Genomic DNA, 14,910 nt, shown 5'->3' with positions numbered 1-14,910 from the left:
TGGGGGGGATCACACCGACGTGTTGTCGACGTGTCCTTTGACCTACCCCCGGTTGTCGGGTCCATGCCTGATTCGTCATTTCTCTGCGGAGGCGCCCCGTCACGATCACACAATGGAGGGTCGTCCGGTCCCGGGCGGCGGCTGCTCCACGGAGGTGACAGCGATGGCACGTGACGTGCGCGGACGCGCCCCGGCCGGCCGGAAGCCCCGGATCAAGGCGGTCGCCGCCGCGGTGGCCGCCGTCTTCGTCCTGCTCGGCGTGCTCGGGTTCATCCCGGGTGTCACCACGCACTACGGTGACCTGACCTTCGCCGGGCACCACTCGGAGGCGAAGCTGCTCGGCCTGTTCCAGGTGTCGATCCTGCACAACCTGCTGCACCTGCTCTTCGGCCTGGCCGGGCTGGTGCTCGCCCGCCGGGTCGCCGGGGCGCGGCTGTTCCTGGCCGGCGGCGGCGTCGCCTACCTGGGCCTCTGGCTCTACGGCTTCGCGATCGACTTGGAGACCGCGGTCAACTTCGTGCCGCTCAACGACGCGGACAACTGGCTGCACCTGTTCCTCGGCTTCGGCATGCTCACGGCGGGGCTGCTGCTCTCCAACGACGTCGGCACCGGCGGCCGGTTGGACAACCCGCTCGACCGGCCCTGACCCGCGCCCTCACCCGGTCGGGTGGTCCGTGACCGGACACACCGGGGGCGGCGTTTGCCGAATCCTTGCCGGGGGCAACGGAGAGTCACCACGGGGGGTGACCCGACGGACGAGGAGGTCCTGCGATGCCACGGTGGTTGCGGGAGAACGCGCTCACGGTCGCCATGCTCGGCGCGTTCCTGGTCTTCCTGACGTTGCAGAGCGTGTTCGGCTGGCAGGTGCACAACGAGGAGCTGACCCAGTCCGGCGCGACTCCGCTGAGCTGGTGGGCGTACCTCGGCACCGGGCACTTCGCCGAAGCGGTCTTCGAGAACTGGGAGTCGGAGTTCCTCCAGATGGGCGGCTACGTGCTGCTCACCGCGTACCTGGTGCAGAAGGGCTCGGCCGAGTCGAAGCCCGAGGGGCAGACCGACCGGCCCGAGGATGACGCCCGCCGGGCCACGCCGGACTCCCCCTGGCCGGTGCGGGTCGGCGGGTTCCCGCTCGCCGTCTACCGCAACAGCCTCTCCATCGCGCTGCTGATGATCTTCACCGGCTCGTTCCTCGGGCACGTGCTCGGCGGCGTGGCGGCGTACAACGAGGAGCAGGCGCTGGAGAGCGGCGCCACCCCGATCGGCGCCTGGCAGTTCCTGGGCACCAGCGACTTCTGGTTCCAGTCGATGCAGAACTGGCAGAGCGAGTTCCTCGCCGTGGGCGTGCTGATCCTGCTCAGCATCGTGCTCCGGCAGCACGCCAGCCCCGAGTCGAAGCCGGTCACCGCCGCGCACGCCGAGACCGGCGCCTGAGCGCGGCTCAGGCCGCGACGGGCAACCGCTTGGCGAAGCAGACGCTGTACGGGTTGTGCACGTACTCGCCGTACACCGGGATGGGCTCGTACCCGCACGAGGTGTAGAGCCCGATCGCGGCCGGCAGGTACGTCCCCGTCTCCAGGCAGACCACGGTGTGTCCGCGCTGGAAGGCCAGTTCCTCCAGCGCGGCCAGCAACTGCCGGGCGATGCCCCGCCCCCGGTACGCCGGACGCACGTACATCCGCTTCAGCTCGCCGGTGTCGGCGGCCAGGGCCTGGACGCCGCCGCAGCCGACGGCCCGCCCGCCGACCACCGCCACCAGGTAGTGGATGTCGTCGTGGGTGAGCGTCGCCTGACCGTCCAGCCCGCCGTCGGCCTCCCGCAGCTCGCGCTGCTGGGCGGTGACCAGGGCGGCGATCTCCGGATCGGTGGCGGGACGGGATTCGATCAACATCCCGTCACGCTAAGCCGAGCGGATTTCGCGGAGGTTTCCGGCCAACGACCCCGCACCGACGGAGCGGGCTACTCCCAGTCCTCGTCGTCGTCCATGTCGACGTCGAGGCCCTCCTGCGGGGCGCCCGCCAGCTCGTCCTCGCGGCGCCGGCGGGCCTTGCGGGCTTCCAGCCGCTCCGCCGCCGAGGCGCGGGTCGACTTCTCCTCCAGCCGGATGTCGGTGCCCCGGCTGCCCGGGACGAAGTCGACGCCGGCGTAGAGGGTGGGCTGCCAGTCGAACTCCCGCTCGCCGATCCGCACCAGGTCGCCCGGCTTGGCGCCGGCCTTCGCCAGCTTCTCCTCGACCCCCAGGCGGGCGAGCCGGTCGGCCAGGAAGCCGACGGCCTCGTCGTTCTCGAAGTTCGTCTGCCGGACCCAACGCTCCGGCCGGACGCCCCGCACGGTGAAGGAGCCGTCCTCCTCCGCCTCGATGGTGAAGCCGGCGTCGTCGACCGCCTTCGGGCGGATGACGATCCGGGTCGGCTCGGCCGGCGGCGCGGCGAGGCGGGCCTGCTCGACCACCTCCGCCATCGCGAACATCAGCTCCTTGAGCCCTTCGCGGGTGGCCGTGGAGACCTCGAAGACCCGGAAGCCCCGCGCCTCCAGGTCCGGCCGGACGATGTCGGCGAGGTCCCGCCCGTCCGGCACGTCGATCTTGTTGAGCGCGACCAACCGGGGCCGGTCGGCGAGGCCGCCGTACTCGCTCAGCTCGGCCTCGATGGTGTCGATGTCGGCCAGCGGGTCGCGGCCCGGCTCCAGCGTCGCGGTGTCGACCACGTGCACCAGCACGGCGCAGCGCTCGACGTGGCGGAGGAACTCCAGCCCCAGCCCCTTGCCGGTCGCCGCGCCGGGGATCAGGCCCGGCACGTCGGCGACGGTGAAGGTGTGGTTGTCGACCCGGACCACGCCCAGGTTCGGCACCAGGGTGGTGAAGGGGTAGTCGGCGATCTTCGGCTTCGCGGCGGAGATCACCGAGATCAACGACGACTTGCCGGCCGACGGGAAACCGACCAGGCCGACGTCCGCGACGCTCTTCAGCTCCAGCACCACGTCCAGCCGGTCGCCGGGCTCGCCCAGTTCGGCGAAGCCGGGAGCCTTGCGCCGGGCGTTGGCCAGCGAGGCGTTGCCCCGACCGCCGCGCCCGCCGCGGGCCGCCTCGAACGTGGTGCCGGCGCCGACCAGGTCGGCCAGCACCTCGCCGTCGGGGCTCAGCACCACCGTGCCGTTGGGCACCTTGATCAGCAGGTCGTGGCCGTTGGCCCCGTCCCGGTTGGAGCCGGCGCCCCCCTTGCCGTTCTCGGCCTTGAGGTGCGGACGGAAGTGGAAGTCCAGCAGCGTGGTCACCTGCGGGTCCACCACCAGCGAGACGCTGCCGCCGTGCCCGCCGTTGCCCCCGTCCGGGCCGCCGAAGGGCTTGAACTTCTCCCGGTGGATCGAGGCACAGCCGTGCCCGCCGTCGCCGGCCTGCATGTGCAGGACGACCCGGTCAACGAACGTCGTCACGACGCCAATCCTTCCAGCGAGGTCCACCCCGCGTGAGAAAAAACGAAGCGGGCCGGGACCCGAGGTCCACGGCCCGCAACGCCTTCGAACTACTGCTGCGGCACGATGCTGACGGTCTTGCGACCACGCTTGGTGCCGAACTGGACCGAGCCGGCGGACAGCGCGAACAGCGTGTCGTCGCCGCCACGGCCGACCAGGTCACCGGGGTGGAACTTGGTGCCACGCTGACGGATGAGGATCTCACCCGCGCTGACGACCTGACCACCGAAGCGCTTCACGCCGAGTCGCTGGGCCGCGGAGTCACGACCGTTACGCGAGCTGGACGCACCCTTTTTGTGAGCCATTGGAGGACGACCTACTTCCCGCTGGAGATGCCGGTCACCTTGACCTGGGTCAGCGGCTGGCGGTGACCCTGGCGCTTGTGGTAGCCGGTCTTGTTCTTGAACTTGTGGATCCGGATCTTCGGGCCCTTGGTGTGCGCGGCGATCTCGCCGGACACCGCGACCTTGGCAAGCTTCGCCGCGTCGGTCACCAGGTCGTCACCGTCGACGAGGAGCACCGCGGTGAGCTTCACCGCGTCACCGGGGGCACCGGTGAGCTTCTCGACCTCGATCACGTCGCCCTCGGCGACCTTGTACTGCTTGCCGCCGGTCTTGACGATCGCGTACATCGGAGGCGGACTCCCTGTCGTTGAGGCTGCTGGCGGTCGTTCCCACGGCGACTCGCCGGGTAGCAGTGACACCGGCGGCGCGGGCACGCGGGAACTCGGCACACCAAAGTGCGCCGCAGGAAAGAGTACGCCATGAACCGGCCGGCCCCCAAACCGGGCCCGCTGGTCAGCGCGGGCAGAGCGCGTCGAGACGCTGCCGGAGGCGGTCGAAATCCGCCGTGTCGATCTTCTCGACCTCGGTGCCCAGGCCGGTCGACCTCGGTGGCCAGGCCAGCCAGCAGCGTCCTCAGCCGCGGGTCGGTCGCCTGCCCCGACTGCAGCCGCAGCGCGTCCCGCCAGCGCGCCAGGGCCGCCTCGGCGGCGCGGCCAGGCAGACACACGGCAGGGCCCCTCCCACCGGACAGTGTTGCCGGGGAAGGGGCCCTGTCACACGTCGCGCAGGTCAGCGCCTCACGGCCGGGTACGCCGCCGGGCGCCGCCGCGACGGGACCGCCGTCGGCCGGTGCCACCCTCGGTGCCCTCGTCCTCGGCGTCGCCGTCGCCGACCGCGTCCGGGTCGTCCGCTGCGGCCAGCCGGGCCGACTCGCCCTCCTGGGCGTCGGCCACCGCCGGGGCGGCCGGCGTCTCGGCCTGGTACCGGGAGAGGTCGTAGCCCATCGTGTCGTGGTACTCGGCCTCCGTCTGCGCCACCTCGTCGGCGGTCTCGGTCACCTCGGCCACGGTCTTCTCCGGGGTGGCGGCCTTGCGGGCCCGGCGCCGGGACGACGCGGTGCCGCCCTGCTCGGCGGCGGGGGCGGCGGTGACGGCCGAGGCGACCGCCTTGACCTTCTCCCCCACGTTGGCGCCCGAGCGCGGCTTCTCCGGCACCGGCTCGGTGTGGATGATCACACCGCGGCCCTTGCAGCACTCGCAGGGCTCGCTGAACGCCTCCAGCAGGCCCGCGCCGATCCGCTTGCGGGTCATCTGCACCAGGCCGAGCGAGGTGATCTCGGTGACCTGGTGCTTGGTCCGGTCCCGGCCCAGGCACTCGGTGAGCCGGCGCAGCACCAGCTCCCGGTTCGACTCCAGCACCATGTCGATGAAGTCGATCACCACGATGCCGCCGATGTCGCGCAGCCGCAGTTGCCGCACGATCTCCTCGGCCGCCTCCAGGTTGTTCCGGGTGACCGTCTCCTCCAGGTTGCCCCCGGAGCCGGTGTACTTGCCGGTGTTGACGTCGATGACGGTCATCGCCTCGGTGCGGTCGATCACCAGCGACCCACCGGAGGGCAGGAAGACCTTGCGGTCGAGCCCCTTGAGGATCTGCTCGTCGATCCGGTACTCGGCGAAGACGTCGGCGGTGCCGGCGTACCGGCGCAGCCGGGCGACCAGGTCCGGCGAGACGTGCGACAGGTACGACTCGACCATGTCGTAGGACTGCTCGCCCTCGATCACCAGGTCGCGGAAGTCCTCGTTGAACAGGTCCCGGACGACCCGGATGACCAGGTCGGGCTCCTCGTAGAGCAGCACCGGGGCGCCGCCCTCGGCCGCCTTGGCCTGGATGTCCTCCCACTGCGCCTGGAGCCGCTTGACGTCGCGGGCCAGCTCGTCCTCGCTCGCCCCTTCGGCGGCGGTACGCACGATCACGCCCGCGCCGTCCGGGACCAGCTTCTTGAGCACGTCCCGCAGCCGCTTGCGCTCGGTGTCCGGCAGCTTCCGGCTGATGCCGGAGGCGTTGCCGTTGGGCACGTACACCAGGTGCCGGCCGGAGAGCGCGATGTGACTGGTCAGCCGGGCGCCCTTGTGCCCGATCGGGTCCTTGGTGACCTGCACCAGCACCGAGTCGCCGGAGCGCAGTGCCTGCTCGATCGAGCGGGCCCGCCCCTCCAGGCCGGTGGCGTCCCAGTTGACCTCGCCGGCGTACAGCACGGCGTTGCGGCCGCGCCCGATGTCGACGAAGGCCGCCTCCATGCTGGGCAGGACGTTCTGCACCTTGCCCAGGTAGACGTTGCCGGCCATGGTCGCCGACGAGTTGCGGGTGACGTAGTGCTCGACCAGGACGCCGTCCTCGAGGACCGCGATCTGGGTACGGTCACCGCGCTGGCGGACCGCCATCACCCGGTCGACCGCCTCCCGGCGGGCCAGGAACTCCGACTCGCTGAGGATCGGCGGCCGGGTACGCCGCTGCTCCCGGCCGTCCCGGCGGCGCTGCCGCTTGGCCTCCAGCCGGGTGGAGCCGGAGACGCCCTGCACCTCGTCGACGGCCTTGCGCGGCTCGCGGATCTTGACCACGGTGGGCACGCCGTCCTCGGCGGCCCCCTCGACCTCACCGGCACCCCGACGACGGCGGCGGCGCCGGCGCCGGGTCAGCCCTTCGCCCTCGCCCTCCTCGTCCTCGGCCTCCTCGGCCTCCTCGGCCTCTTCAGCCTCTTCGGCCTCGGCCTCGGCGCTCTCGGCCCGGACGGCCTCCTCGGCCTCCTCGTCCTCGAGGTCCTCCGCGCCGCCCTTGCCCCGGCCACGACCCCGGCGGCCGCGACGGCGGCGGCGACGGGCCGCGGCCGACTCCTCGTCCTCGTCCTCCGCCTCGCCGATCTCCTCGGCTTCGACGGCGGGCTCCTCGTCGACCTCGACCTCGACCTCGACCGGCTCCACCTCGCGACGGCCGCGCCGACGGCGACGGCCGGTCTCGACGGGCTCCTCGGCCGGCTCCTCGGCGGCCGGCGCGGGCGCGGGCGCGGTGACCCGGACGACCGGCGCTTCCTCCGGCTGCGGCGGCATGAAGAGCACCGTCGGCGCGGCGAGGGCGGCTCGGCGCCGGCGGGTACGCGGCTCCGGCTGCTCGGCCGGCGGCTCAGTGCCGCCCGGCACGGCCGCGCCGGGCGCGACGTCGCCGGTCGGCTCCTGGACCCGGGCGGGGCCGGCCTCGGCGGCCGGCGGGAACACGGCGGCGCCCGACGGGGTCGGGGTCGGCTCGCCGGCTGCCTCCGACACCGGGGTCCGCCGCGCGTCCTGCGCGGCGGCCTCCTCGGCGGCGGTCTCCTCCTCGGCCTCCTCGGCCGGGGCCTCCTCGGCCAGCGTCGGCCCGGCGTCCGCCTGCGGCTCGGCGACGGCGTGCGGCTCGACCGTCGGCCCGGCCGCCGGGGTGGCGGCCTCGGGCGCGCCGGCGGGGCCGGCCTCGGCCTCGACGGCCGGAGTCTCGGCGGCCGGCGGGACGGCCTTGCGACGCCGGGTGCGGGTCACCTTGACCGGGGGAAGGACCTCCGCGGAGGTCTCCTCGGCGCCGGTGGCCACCACGGGCTCCTCGGCCGCCTTGGCGGTGGTCGCCTTCCGGCGGCGACGGGTGGTCTTCGGGGCGGGCTCCAGCTCGCCCGCGATCGGGGCGAACACCTCCGCCTGGTGGGGCTCGCCGGCGGTCGAGCCGGGCGCGGTGGACGCCTCGACCGGCGCGTCGGTCTGTTCCGGCTGGTTGAGCGGGGCGACCCGGCGCCGGCTGGCCCGCTTACGCGGGGCGGGCGCGGCCTCGGGCGTGCCGGTGGTGCTGGTGTCGGCGGTCTCGCCGGCCGGCTGTGACCCGGTCCGTTCGCCGCCCTCGGGCTCGTTCTCGAGCATGGACGTTCTCCAGTTCTGGCTGCCCCGGGCGCGGGTGAGCGCTGCCACGCAGGGTCGCCGCAAAAGTGTTTCCGCCGGGCGCGCGAGGTGCGCGACCGCCGAAGTCTGCCTGCTTAGAACACTGACCGTCGGTCAGTGTTCACCGATGGCTGCCCCGTCGCGGTCCGCATCCAACGGATCCACGATCTCGCCCTGCGCGGTCAACGTGCCCTGTGCCAGCCGGATCACCCTCGGGGAGACCGGCGGCTCCAGGTCGGCCACCACGCGGAGGCCGGAAAGGACGTCATCGGGTCGTACGGACGGGGTGACCTGCCGCACGACCAGTTCGAGTATCGCACACGGTACGGCCGACGCCCCGGATGGCGTCTCGGACGCGGGAAGGGCATCGATGCTGATGACCGCCGCACGGGCGTCGAAGGTACGCCGCCCCTGCTTGGTCATCCGCTCGACCTGGATCTCCTCGGCGGCGGTGAAGGCAGCCACCGCGCTGGCCAGCACCGCCGGGTCGACCTCGGGCAGCTCGATCCGCCAGTGCGACGCCTCGATCCGGTCGGCCAGGCTGCCACCCCCGGCCACCACCGCGTCGAGCACGTCCAGCCCCGGCGAGAGCGCGGCGTCCAGCGCGGCCCGCAGCTGGGCCGGGTCGACCGGCTCGCGGAGCCCGATCTCCAGGTACTCGGCCTCGCTGGCCACCCCCGTGGGGGCGGCACTGGCGTACGAGATCTTGGGGTGCGGGGTGAAGCCCTGGGAGAAGGCGATCGGTACGCCGGCCCGGCGCAGGGCGCGCTCAAAGGCCCGGGCGAAGTCCCGGTGCGAGGTGAACCGCAACGGTCCACGCTTGGCGTACCGGATCCGGACGCGCTGGACGATCGGCGCCTGCCCGCCCTCCGGCTGTGGTTTCTTACTGATCGTCGTGCTCCTCGGTCTCAGAACCGGCTGATCATGAAGGTGTCACCGGCGACATGCCGTGTCCGTGACAATAACTTCATGATCACCGGAACGGGGCGGGCGGCACGCCGCCCGCCCCGGGGCGTCACTGCGGGGCGCCGGACGGGACCTTCAGGCCGGAACCGCCGATCGGCGTCAGCGGCAGGAGCTTCCTGCCGGTGGGGCCGATCTGGATTTCGGTGTCCATCGACGGGCAGACGCCGCAGTCGAAGCACGGGGTCCACCGGCAGTCGTCCTGCTCGTACTCCGACAGCGAGTCCTGCCAGTCCTGCCAGAGCCAGTCCTTGTCCAGGCCGGAGTCCAGGTGGTCCCATGGCAGGACCTCCAGCTGGTCGCGCTCCCGGGTGGTGTACCAGTCCAGGTCCACGCCGAAGGCCGGCAGCATCTCGGCGGCGGCGTCCACCCAGCGCTGGTACGAGAAGTGCTCGCTCCAGCCGTCGAACCGGCCGCCGTTCTCCCAGACCTTGCGGATCACCGTGCCGACCCGGCGGTCACCGCGGCTGAGCAGGCCCTCGATCAGGGACGGCTCGCCGTCGTGGTACCGGTAGCCGATCGCCCGGCCCAGCGAGCGGTCCGAGTTGATGGCCTGCTTGAGGATCTTGAGCCGGTGGTCGATGACCTCCGGCCGCTCCATCGCGGCCCACTGGAACGGAGTGTGCGGCTTCGGCACGAACCCGCCGATGGAGACCGTGCAGCGGATGTCCTTGCTGCCGGTGGCGGCACGGCCGGCCTTGATGACCTCGTGCGCCATGTCGGCGATCTCCAGGACGTCCTCGTCCGTCTCGGTGGGCAGGCCGCACATGAAGTACAGCTTCACCTGCCGCCAGCCGTTGGTGTACGCGGTGACCACGGTGCGGATGAGGTCTTCCTTCGACACCATCTTGTTGATCACCTTGCGGATCCGCTCCGACCCGCCCTCCGGGGCGAAGGTCAGCCCGGTCCGCCGGCCGTTGCGGGACAGCTCCTGCGCCAGGTCGATGTTGAACGCGTCCACCCGGGTCGACGGCAGCGAGAGCGAGACGTTGGTGCCCTCGTACTGCTGGGCCAGGCCGGAGCACATGTCGCCGATCTCGGAGTGGTCCGCCGAGGAGAGCGACAGCAGACCCACCTCGGAGAAGCCGGAGAACTCCAGCCCCTCGCGCACCATCTGCCCGACGGTGGTGATCGACCGCTCCCGCACCGGGCGGGTGATCATGCCGGCCTGGCAGAACCGGCAGCCCCGGGTGCAGCCCCGGAAGATCTCCACCGCGTACCGCTCGTGCACCGTCTCGGCGAGTGGCACCAGCGGCTTCTTCGGGTACGGCCAGGCGTCCAGGTCCATCGTCGTGCGCTTGTGCACCCGGAACGGCACGTCCGGGCGGTTCGGCACGACCCGCTGGATCCGGCCGTCGGGCAGGTAGTCCACGTCGTAGAAGCGCGGCACGTAGACGCTCTCGGTGCGGGCCAGCCGCAGCAGCAGCTCGTCCCGGCCGCCCGGCGAACCCTCGGTCTTCCACTCCCGGACGATCGTGGTGATCTCCAGGACCGCCTCCTCGCCGTCGCCGAGCACGGCGGCGTCGATGAAGTCGGCGATCGGCTCCGGGTTGAACGCGGCGTGGCCGCCGGCCACGATCACCGGGTCGGCGTCGGTCCGGTCGGCGGCGAGCATCGGGATGCCGGCCAGGTCGATCGCGGTGAGCAGGTTCGTGTAGCCCAGCTCGGTGGAGAACGAGACGCCGAACACGTCGAAGTCGCGGACCGAGCGGTGCGCGTCGACGGTGAACTGCGGCACGCCGTGGGCGCGCATCAGCTTCTCCAGGTCCGGCCAGACCGCGTACGTCCGCTCGGCGAGCACGTCGGGCAGCTCGTTGAGTACCTCGTAGAGGATCTGCACGCCCTGGTTGGGCAGGCCCACCTCGTACGCGTCGGGATACATCAGCGCCCAGCGCACGGTCGCGGCGTCCCAGTCCTTGACCACCGCGCCCAGCTCGCCACCGACGTACTGGATGGGCTTGGTCACCTGGGGCAGCAGCGGCTCAAGCTGGGGCCAGACGGAATTCGCCGCAGCGGGGCGCGGCGTCGTGGACGGGACACTCATGATGCCCAAGGGTACGCGCCCGGCCGCCGGGCGCCGCGCCGCACCGCCCGCCGGCCGGCCGCCCATGCCGGGAGGAACCGGACCGCCGGTGGTCAGCGGCGGACCGCCCGACGGTGCGGCCACCGCCGACGTACGCCCTCGCTGGTCAGCGCGTGATAGAGGATCATGACCACGATGCCGATCACCCCGAGCAGCGGGCTGACGAACCAGCCCAGCGCGCCGCTGAACAGGTAGAGCACCCGGCCTGACCCGGGTCCGGTCCGGCCGGTCGCCCCCCGGCCGTCCCTCCCGGCGGCGGGCGGGTTGGGCGGCGGTGGCGTGCCGGTACTAACCTCGCAACCGGCGCGAGAGGAGATTGCCGCGATGCCGCAGCCGCAGCCGGGAGCAGACCGGCCGGCCGACGGGGGCACCCCGGTCACGGGCCGGGACCGGGATCCGGCGGTCACCGACGAGCCCGTACCGCCGTCTGACGGGCCACCCACGGCCCCGGACGGCAGCCCCACGCCGCCCACCGACGCCCCGGCCGCCGACGGCGTGGACCCGCCGGCCGTCGGCGGCGAGGCCCGGGACGCCGACGACGGGTCCCGGGACACCGGTCCCGACACCCCGACCGTGACGGGCGCGGATGCCCCGTCCGGCGACGGCGACGCGGCGGCCGGTACCGGCGACGACCCGGCGACGATCGCCGGGGCCACCTCACCCGACGCACCGGGCGACGCGGCGGAGGCCGCCGCCCCGGCACCCGTCATTCCGGCCCGCGGCTCCGCCACCGTCCCGACCCGCACCGAGCCGGCGTCACCGACGGCGCGGCCCGACCCGACCCGGGTGGCGAACCAGCCCGACCCGACCCGGGTGGAGACCCGGCCGGAGCCGGCGGCCCCCCGGTGGAGCGGCTCCGCGGCCGTCCCGCCGCCACCGCCCCGCAAGCGCAGCTGGGGCGAGTCGGCCGAGCCGACCCCGGTCCCACCGCCCCCCGCGCCGGAGCACCAGGTCCCCGTCGACCCGTGGGCGGGCGCCGACACCAGCGGCTGGGAGCTGCGCTCCGCCGACTTCCCGGCTCTGCCGCCGACGCTCCCCTACCCCGCACAGCCGCACCCGCTCCCCTATCCGGCGCCGCCGGTCGCCCCACCACCCGGCCCGCCGGTCGCCGCCCGTCCGGTGTCGCCGCCGCCGGCGCCGGTGTCCCCGCCGCCAGCCGCGCCGGCCCGGCCGCCGAAGCAGCGCCGCGGGTCGGCCCCGCCGCCGGTCGCCCCGCCGCCGGACTGGCGGGCGCCGAAGGGGTACGTCCCGGTCCCGGTCCGCCGCCGGCGCCGCTGGCCGTGGCTCCTGCTGCTCACCCTCGTCTGTTGCTGCGGCGTCCCGTTCTGGTGGCTCCAGCCGATGTCCACCCAGTACCCGGCCAGCGCGGCGCTGCCCGACCAGGTGTCTGGCCTGCGGCTGCGCCAGGACGAGCGCAGCCAGGCCACCGCCGAGCGGTTGAAGACCGAGGTCCGCCAGGCGCACCTGCTCGCCGAGGACACCTTCGCGGGCGTCTACGCCACCGACGACGGCAAGCGGGTGACGGTCCTCGGCGGTACGGGTTTCCGGTTCAGCCCGGAGTCCGACGCGAAGGCCGAGCTGGCTCGCCTGCAGGAGGGGTACGCGCTCGACCCCGCGGTGCCGGTGGAGACCCACGTCCGGGGCCGGTACGAGCGCTGCGCGGTCGGTCGCGCCGACGGCGACACGGTGGTGGTCTGCACCTCGGTCGACCACGGCAGCCTCGTCACCGCCGTGTTCACGCGACTGTCGGTGCAGGACAGCGCCGCCCTGCTGGACACGCTGCGCCAGCAGATCATCACGCCGGACCGGTCCTGACCGTCACGCTCCGCACGGTCTCGAATACATAAAGCCTTCGTTTCGGACGGTCGCATAACCGGCGGAGGGTTCACAATCGGGACATGTCGCGGCGTTGGTTGTTCGCCGATCAGCTGGGGCCGCACTTCCTCGACGACCGGAAGCAACGGGTCCTGCTGATCGAGTCGAAGGCGGTCTTCCGGCGCCGCGCCTACCACCGGCAGAAGGCCCACCTGATCCTCTCCGCGCTGCGGCACCGCGCCGCCGAACTCGGTGAGCAGGCGATCTTCCTGCGCGCCGAGACGTACGGGCAGGCGCTGCAGAAGGTGCGCGAGCCGCTGGAGGTCTGCCACCCCACCTCCCGGCGGGCGCTGAAGTTCGTCCGCAACCGGGACGGGGTCACCGTGCTGCCGGCGCGCGGCTACGTGACCAGCCTGGCGGACTTCGCCGACTGGGCGGACGACCGGCGCGGCGCGCTGCGGATGGAGGCGTTCTACCGGTTCGCCCGGCAGCACCACGGCGTGCTCGTCGAGGGGGACGAGCCGGTCGGGGGCCGGTGGAGCCTGGACGTCGAGAACCGGGAACCGCCGCCGAAGAACGGGAAGGTCGACGTCCCGGCTCCGCCGATGCCGAAGGAGGACGACGTCGACGCCGAGGTCCGGGCCGACCTGGACCGCTGGGAGCGGGAGGGGATCCGGTTCGTCGGGCGGGACGGCCCCCGCCGTTTCCCGGCCACCATCAAGGAGGCCAACGCCCGGCTGCGGCACTTCCTCCGGCACCGGCTCGCGGCGTTCGGCCCGTACTCGGACGCGATGCTCTCCACCGACCCGTGGCTGGCGCACAGCATGCTCTCGTCCTCGTTCAACCTGGGCCTGCTGGACCCGCTTGAGGCGGTCCGCGGCGCCGAGCAGGCGTACCGCACGGAGGGCGCGCCGCTGGCCAGCGTGGAGGGCTTCGTCCGGCAGATCCTCGGCTGGCGGGACTACATCTGGCACACCTACTGGTACTTCGAGCCGACCTGGCGCAACAGCAATGAGTTGGGCGCGCGCCGCTCGCTGCCGGCCTGGTGGAACGACCTGGACGCCGACGCGGTCGACGCGCACTGCCTCTCCGACGTGCTCGCCGGGGTGCGGGATCGGGCCTGGGTGCACCACATCCCCCGGCTGATGGTGCTCGGCAACTACGCGCTGCAGCGCGGATTCCGCCCGTCCGAGCTGGTCGAATGGTTCCACACCCGCTTCGTGGACGGCTACGAGTGGGTGATGACCGCGAACGTGGTCGGCATGAGCCAGTACGCCGACCTGGGCCGGATCACCACCAAGCCGTACGTCTCCGGGGGCGCGTACATCAACCGGATGAGCGACTACTGCGGCGGCTGCCGGTACGACCCGAAGAAGCGTCTGGGCGAGGACGCCTGCCCGTTCACCGCCGGCTACTGGGCCTTCCTGGCCGGCAACCGGGACCGGATCCCGGGCAACGCCCGGATGGCCCGCACGATGAAGCAGATGGAACGCCTCCCCGACCTCGACGCGGTGGTCGACCAGGAGAAGCGGCGCGGCAACGACCCGCCGTGACAGCTCAGGCGGCGGGCTCGTCGCCGCGCTTCGGGGCGTAGCGCGGCACGTACTCCTGGCCGGTGAGCTTCTGGATCTCGGCCATCAGCTCATCGGTCATCTCCCGCAGCGAGGTGCGGTCGTCGGATCGGCCGGTGAAGTCCAGCGGCTTGCCGAATCGGATGGTGATCTCCGCCCGGCCGGGCCGGGGCACCCGGGTACCGATCGGCTGGGCCTTGTCGGTGCCGGTCACGCCGACCGGGATGACCGGCACGCCGGCCGCCACGGCCAGCCGGGCGGCGCCGGTGCGGCCCCGGTAGAGCCGGCCGTCGGGTGAGCGGGTGCCCTCCGGGTAGACCGCGACCAGGTCGCCGGCCTTGAGCACCGGGATGGCGGCGTCGAACGCCGACAGCGCCGCCCGGCCGCCGGCCCGCTCCACCGGGATGGCGCCCAGGCCGGTGAGCACGAACTTGGAGAAGGCGCCCTTCACACCGGTGCCGTTGAAGTACTCCGACTTGGCCCAGAAGGCCAGGTGCCGGGGGACGACGGTGCCGAGCAACAGCTCGTCGGCGACGGAGAGGTGGTTGCCCGCGAAGATCGCACCGCCGATCGCCGGAATGTGCTCCAACCCCTCCACGTGCGGACGGAAGGCCAACCGGAGCGCGGGCGCCACGGTGAGCTTGCCGATGGTGTAGAGCAGGGGCACTGGTCCTCCGGCGGTCGTACGTTGACAGGCGGTGTCACGGTAGCGGACGGTGCCACGCCGACCCGATCGGGTGGCCGGCCGCCCGGGGGGTGGGGGGGGGGGGGGG

13 protein-coding genes are annotated in these 14,910 nt (G+C 73.0%); 4 read left to right on the top strand and 9 right to left on the bottom strand.

Features of this window, described 5'->3' with window-relative positions; all coding sequences use genetic code 11:
• Positions 1-163: 163 nt before the first annotated feature.
• Together I8N68_RS29625 and I8N68_RS29620 are read left to right on the top strand one after the other, a co-directional pair.
• Entirely contained in the window at positions 164-646 is a 483-nt protein-coding gene (locus I8N68_RS29625; protein ID WP_200216088.1) for a DUF4383 domain-containing protein, read from the top strand.
• A 125-nt stretch (positions 647-771) separates the two neighbouring features.
• Complete coding sequence (locus tag I8N68_RS29620; protein WP_200216086.1) at positions 772-1,431, top strand: DUF6766 family protein; 660 nt, start codon at positions 772-774, stop codon at positions 1,429-1,431.
• Positions 1,432-1,438: 7 nt separating this feature from the next.
• Here I8N68_RS29620 and I8N68_RS29615 read toward each other — a convergent pair whose 3' ends face one another.
• From I8N68_RS29615 to I8N68_RS29580, 8 genes are all read right to left on the bottom strand, one after another.
• Positions 1,439-1,888: a GNAT family N-acetyltransferase gene (locus tag I8N68_RS29615; protein ID WP_200216084.1), complete on the bottom strand. Its 450-nt coding sequence runs from the start codon at positions 1,886-1,888 to the stop codon at positions 1,439-1,441.
• A 68-nt stretch (positions 1,889-1,956) separates the two neighbouring features.
• Positions 1,957-3,429 carry a GTPase ObgE gene (obgE, locus tag I8N68_RS29610; protein ID WP_200216082.1) on the bottom strand — a complete coding sequence of 491 codons (1,473 nt, stop codon included), beginning with the start codon at positions 3,427-3,429 and terminating at the stop codon, positions 1,957-1,959.
• 89 nt (positions 3,430-3,518) lie between these two features.
• Entirely contained in the window at positions 3,519-3,773 is a 255-nt protein-coding gene (gene rpmA, locus I8N68_RS29605) for a 50S ribosomal protein L27 (protein WP_091072397.1), read from the bottom strand.
• Positions 3,774-3,784: 11 nt separating this feature from the next.
• Positions 3,785-4,099, bottom strand: a complete 315-nt coding sequence (rplU, locus tag I8N68_RS29600) for a 50S ribosomal protein L21 (protein ID WP_067312477.1) — start codon at positions 4,097-4,099, stop codon at positions 3,785-3,787.
• Positions 4,100-4,549: 450 nt separating this feature from the next.
• Entirely contained in the window at positions 4,550-7,687 is a 3,138-nt protein-coding gene (locus I8N68_RS29595; protein ID WP_200216080.1) for an Rne/Rng family ribonuclease, read from the bottom strand.
• A gap of 132 nt (positions 7,688-7,819) precedes the next feature.
• Positions 7,820-8,539, bottom strand: a complete 720-nt coding sequence (locus I8N68_RS29590) for a TIGR03936 family radical SAM-associated protein (protein ID WP_307813026.1) — start codon at positions 8,537-8,539, stop codon at positions 7,820-7,822.
• Between the two features lie 181 nt (positions 8,540-8,720).
• Positions 8,721-10,712: a TIGR03960 family B12-binding radical SAM protein gene (locus I8N68_RS29585; protein ID WP_200216078.1), complete on the bottom strand. Its 1,992-nt coding sequence runs from the start codon at positions 10,710-10,712 to the stop codon at positions 8,721-8,723.
• 92 nt (positions 10,713-10,804) lie between these two features.
• Entirely contained in the window at positions 10,805-10,951 is a 147-nt protein-coding gene (locus I8N68_RS29580; protein WP_200216076.1) for a hypothetical protein, read from the bottom strand.
• 124 nt (positions 10,952-11,075) lie between these two features.
• On the opposite strand from I8N68_RS29580, the gene I8N68_RS33335 reads away from it, so the two are divergent.
• Both I8N68_RS33335 and I8N68_RS29570 read left to right on the top strand, forming a co-directional pair.
• Entirely contained in the window at positions 11,076-12,566 is a 1,491-nt protein-coding gene (locus tag I8N68_RS33335; protein WP_234040847.1) for a hypothetical protein, read from the top strand.
• 83 nt (positions 12,567-12,649) lie between these two features.
• On the top strand, positions 12,650-14,119 hold the full coding sequence (locus I8N68_RS29570; RefSeq protein ID WP_200216074.1) for a cryptochrome/photolyase family protein: 1,470 nt from the start codon (positions 12,650-12,652) through the stop codon (positions 14,117-14,119).
• Positions 14,120-14,123: 4 nt separating this feature from the next.
• Here I8N68_RS29570 and I8N68_RS29565 read toward each other — a convergent pair whose 3' ends face one another.
• Positions 14,124-14,804: a lysophospholipid acyltransferase family protein gene (locus I8N68_RS29565; RefSeq protein ID WP_200216072.1), complete on the bottom strand. Its 681-nt coding sequence runs from the start codon at positions 14,802-14,804 to the stop codon at positions 14,124-14,126.
• Between the last annotated feature and the right edge of the window lie 106 nt (positions 14,805-14,910).

Source organism: Micromonospora coerulea (genome assembly GCF_016598485.1).
GTDB classification, from domain to species: Bacteria; Actinomycetota; Actinomycetes; order Mycobacteriales; family Micromonosporaceae; genus Micromonospora; species Micromonospora coerulea.
This window is presented reverse-complemented; position numbering and strand designations above follow the sequence as displayed.

Excerpts from the sequence above, each read along its gene's own strand:
- I8N68_RS29595 (WP_200216080.1), bottom strand. The coding sequence starts at position 7,687 with ATGCTCGAGAACGAGCCCGAGGGCGGCGAACGGACCGGGTCACAGCCG.
- I8N68_RS33335 (WP_234040847.1), top strand. The coding sequence starts at position 11,076 with ATGCCGCAGCCGCAGCCGGGAGCAGACCGGCCGGCCGACGGGGGCACC.
- I8N68_RS29585 (WP_200216078.1), bottom strand. The coding sequence starts at position 10,712 with ATGAGTGTCCCGTCCACGACGCCGCGCCCCGCTGCGGCGAATTCCGTC.
- rpmA (WP_091072397.1), bottom strand. The coding sequence starts at position 3,773 with ATGGCTCACAAAAAGGGTGCGTCCAGCTCGCGTAACGGTCGTGACTCC.
- rplU (WP_067312477.1), bottom strand. The coding sequence starts at position 4,099 with ATGTACGCGATCGTCAAGACCGGCGGCAAGCAGTACAAGGTCGCCGAG.
- I8N68_RS29620 (WP_200216086.1), top strand. The coding sequence starts at position 772 with ATGCCACGGTGGTTGCGGGAGAACGCGCTCACGGTCGCCATGCTCGGC.
- I8N68_RS29625 (WP_200216088.1), top strand. The coding sequence starts at position 164 with ATGGCACGTGACGTGCGCGGACGCGCCCCGGCCGGCCGGAAGCCCCGG.
- I8N68_RS29615 (WP_200216084.1), bottom strand. The coding sequence starts at position 1,888 with ATGTTGATCGAATCCCGTCCCGCCACCGATCCGGAGATCGCCGCCCTG.
- I8N68_RS29570 (WP_200216074.1), top strand. The coding sequence starts at position 12,650 with ATGTCGCGGCGTTGGTTGTTCGCCGATCAGCTGGGGCCGCACTTCCTC.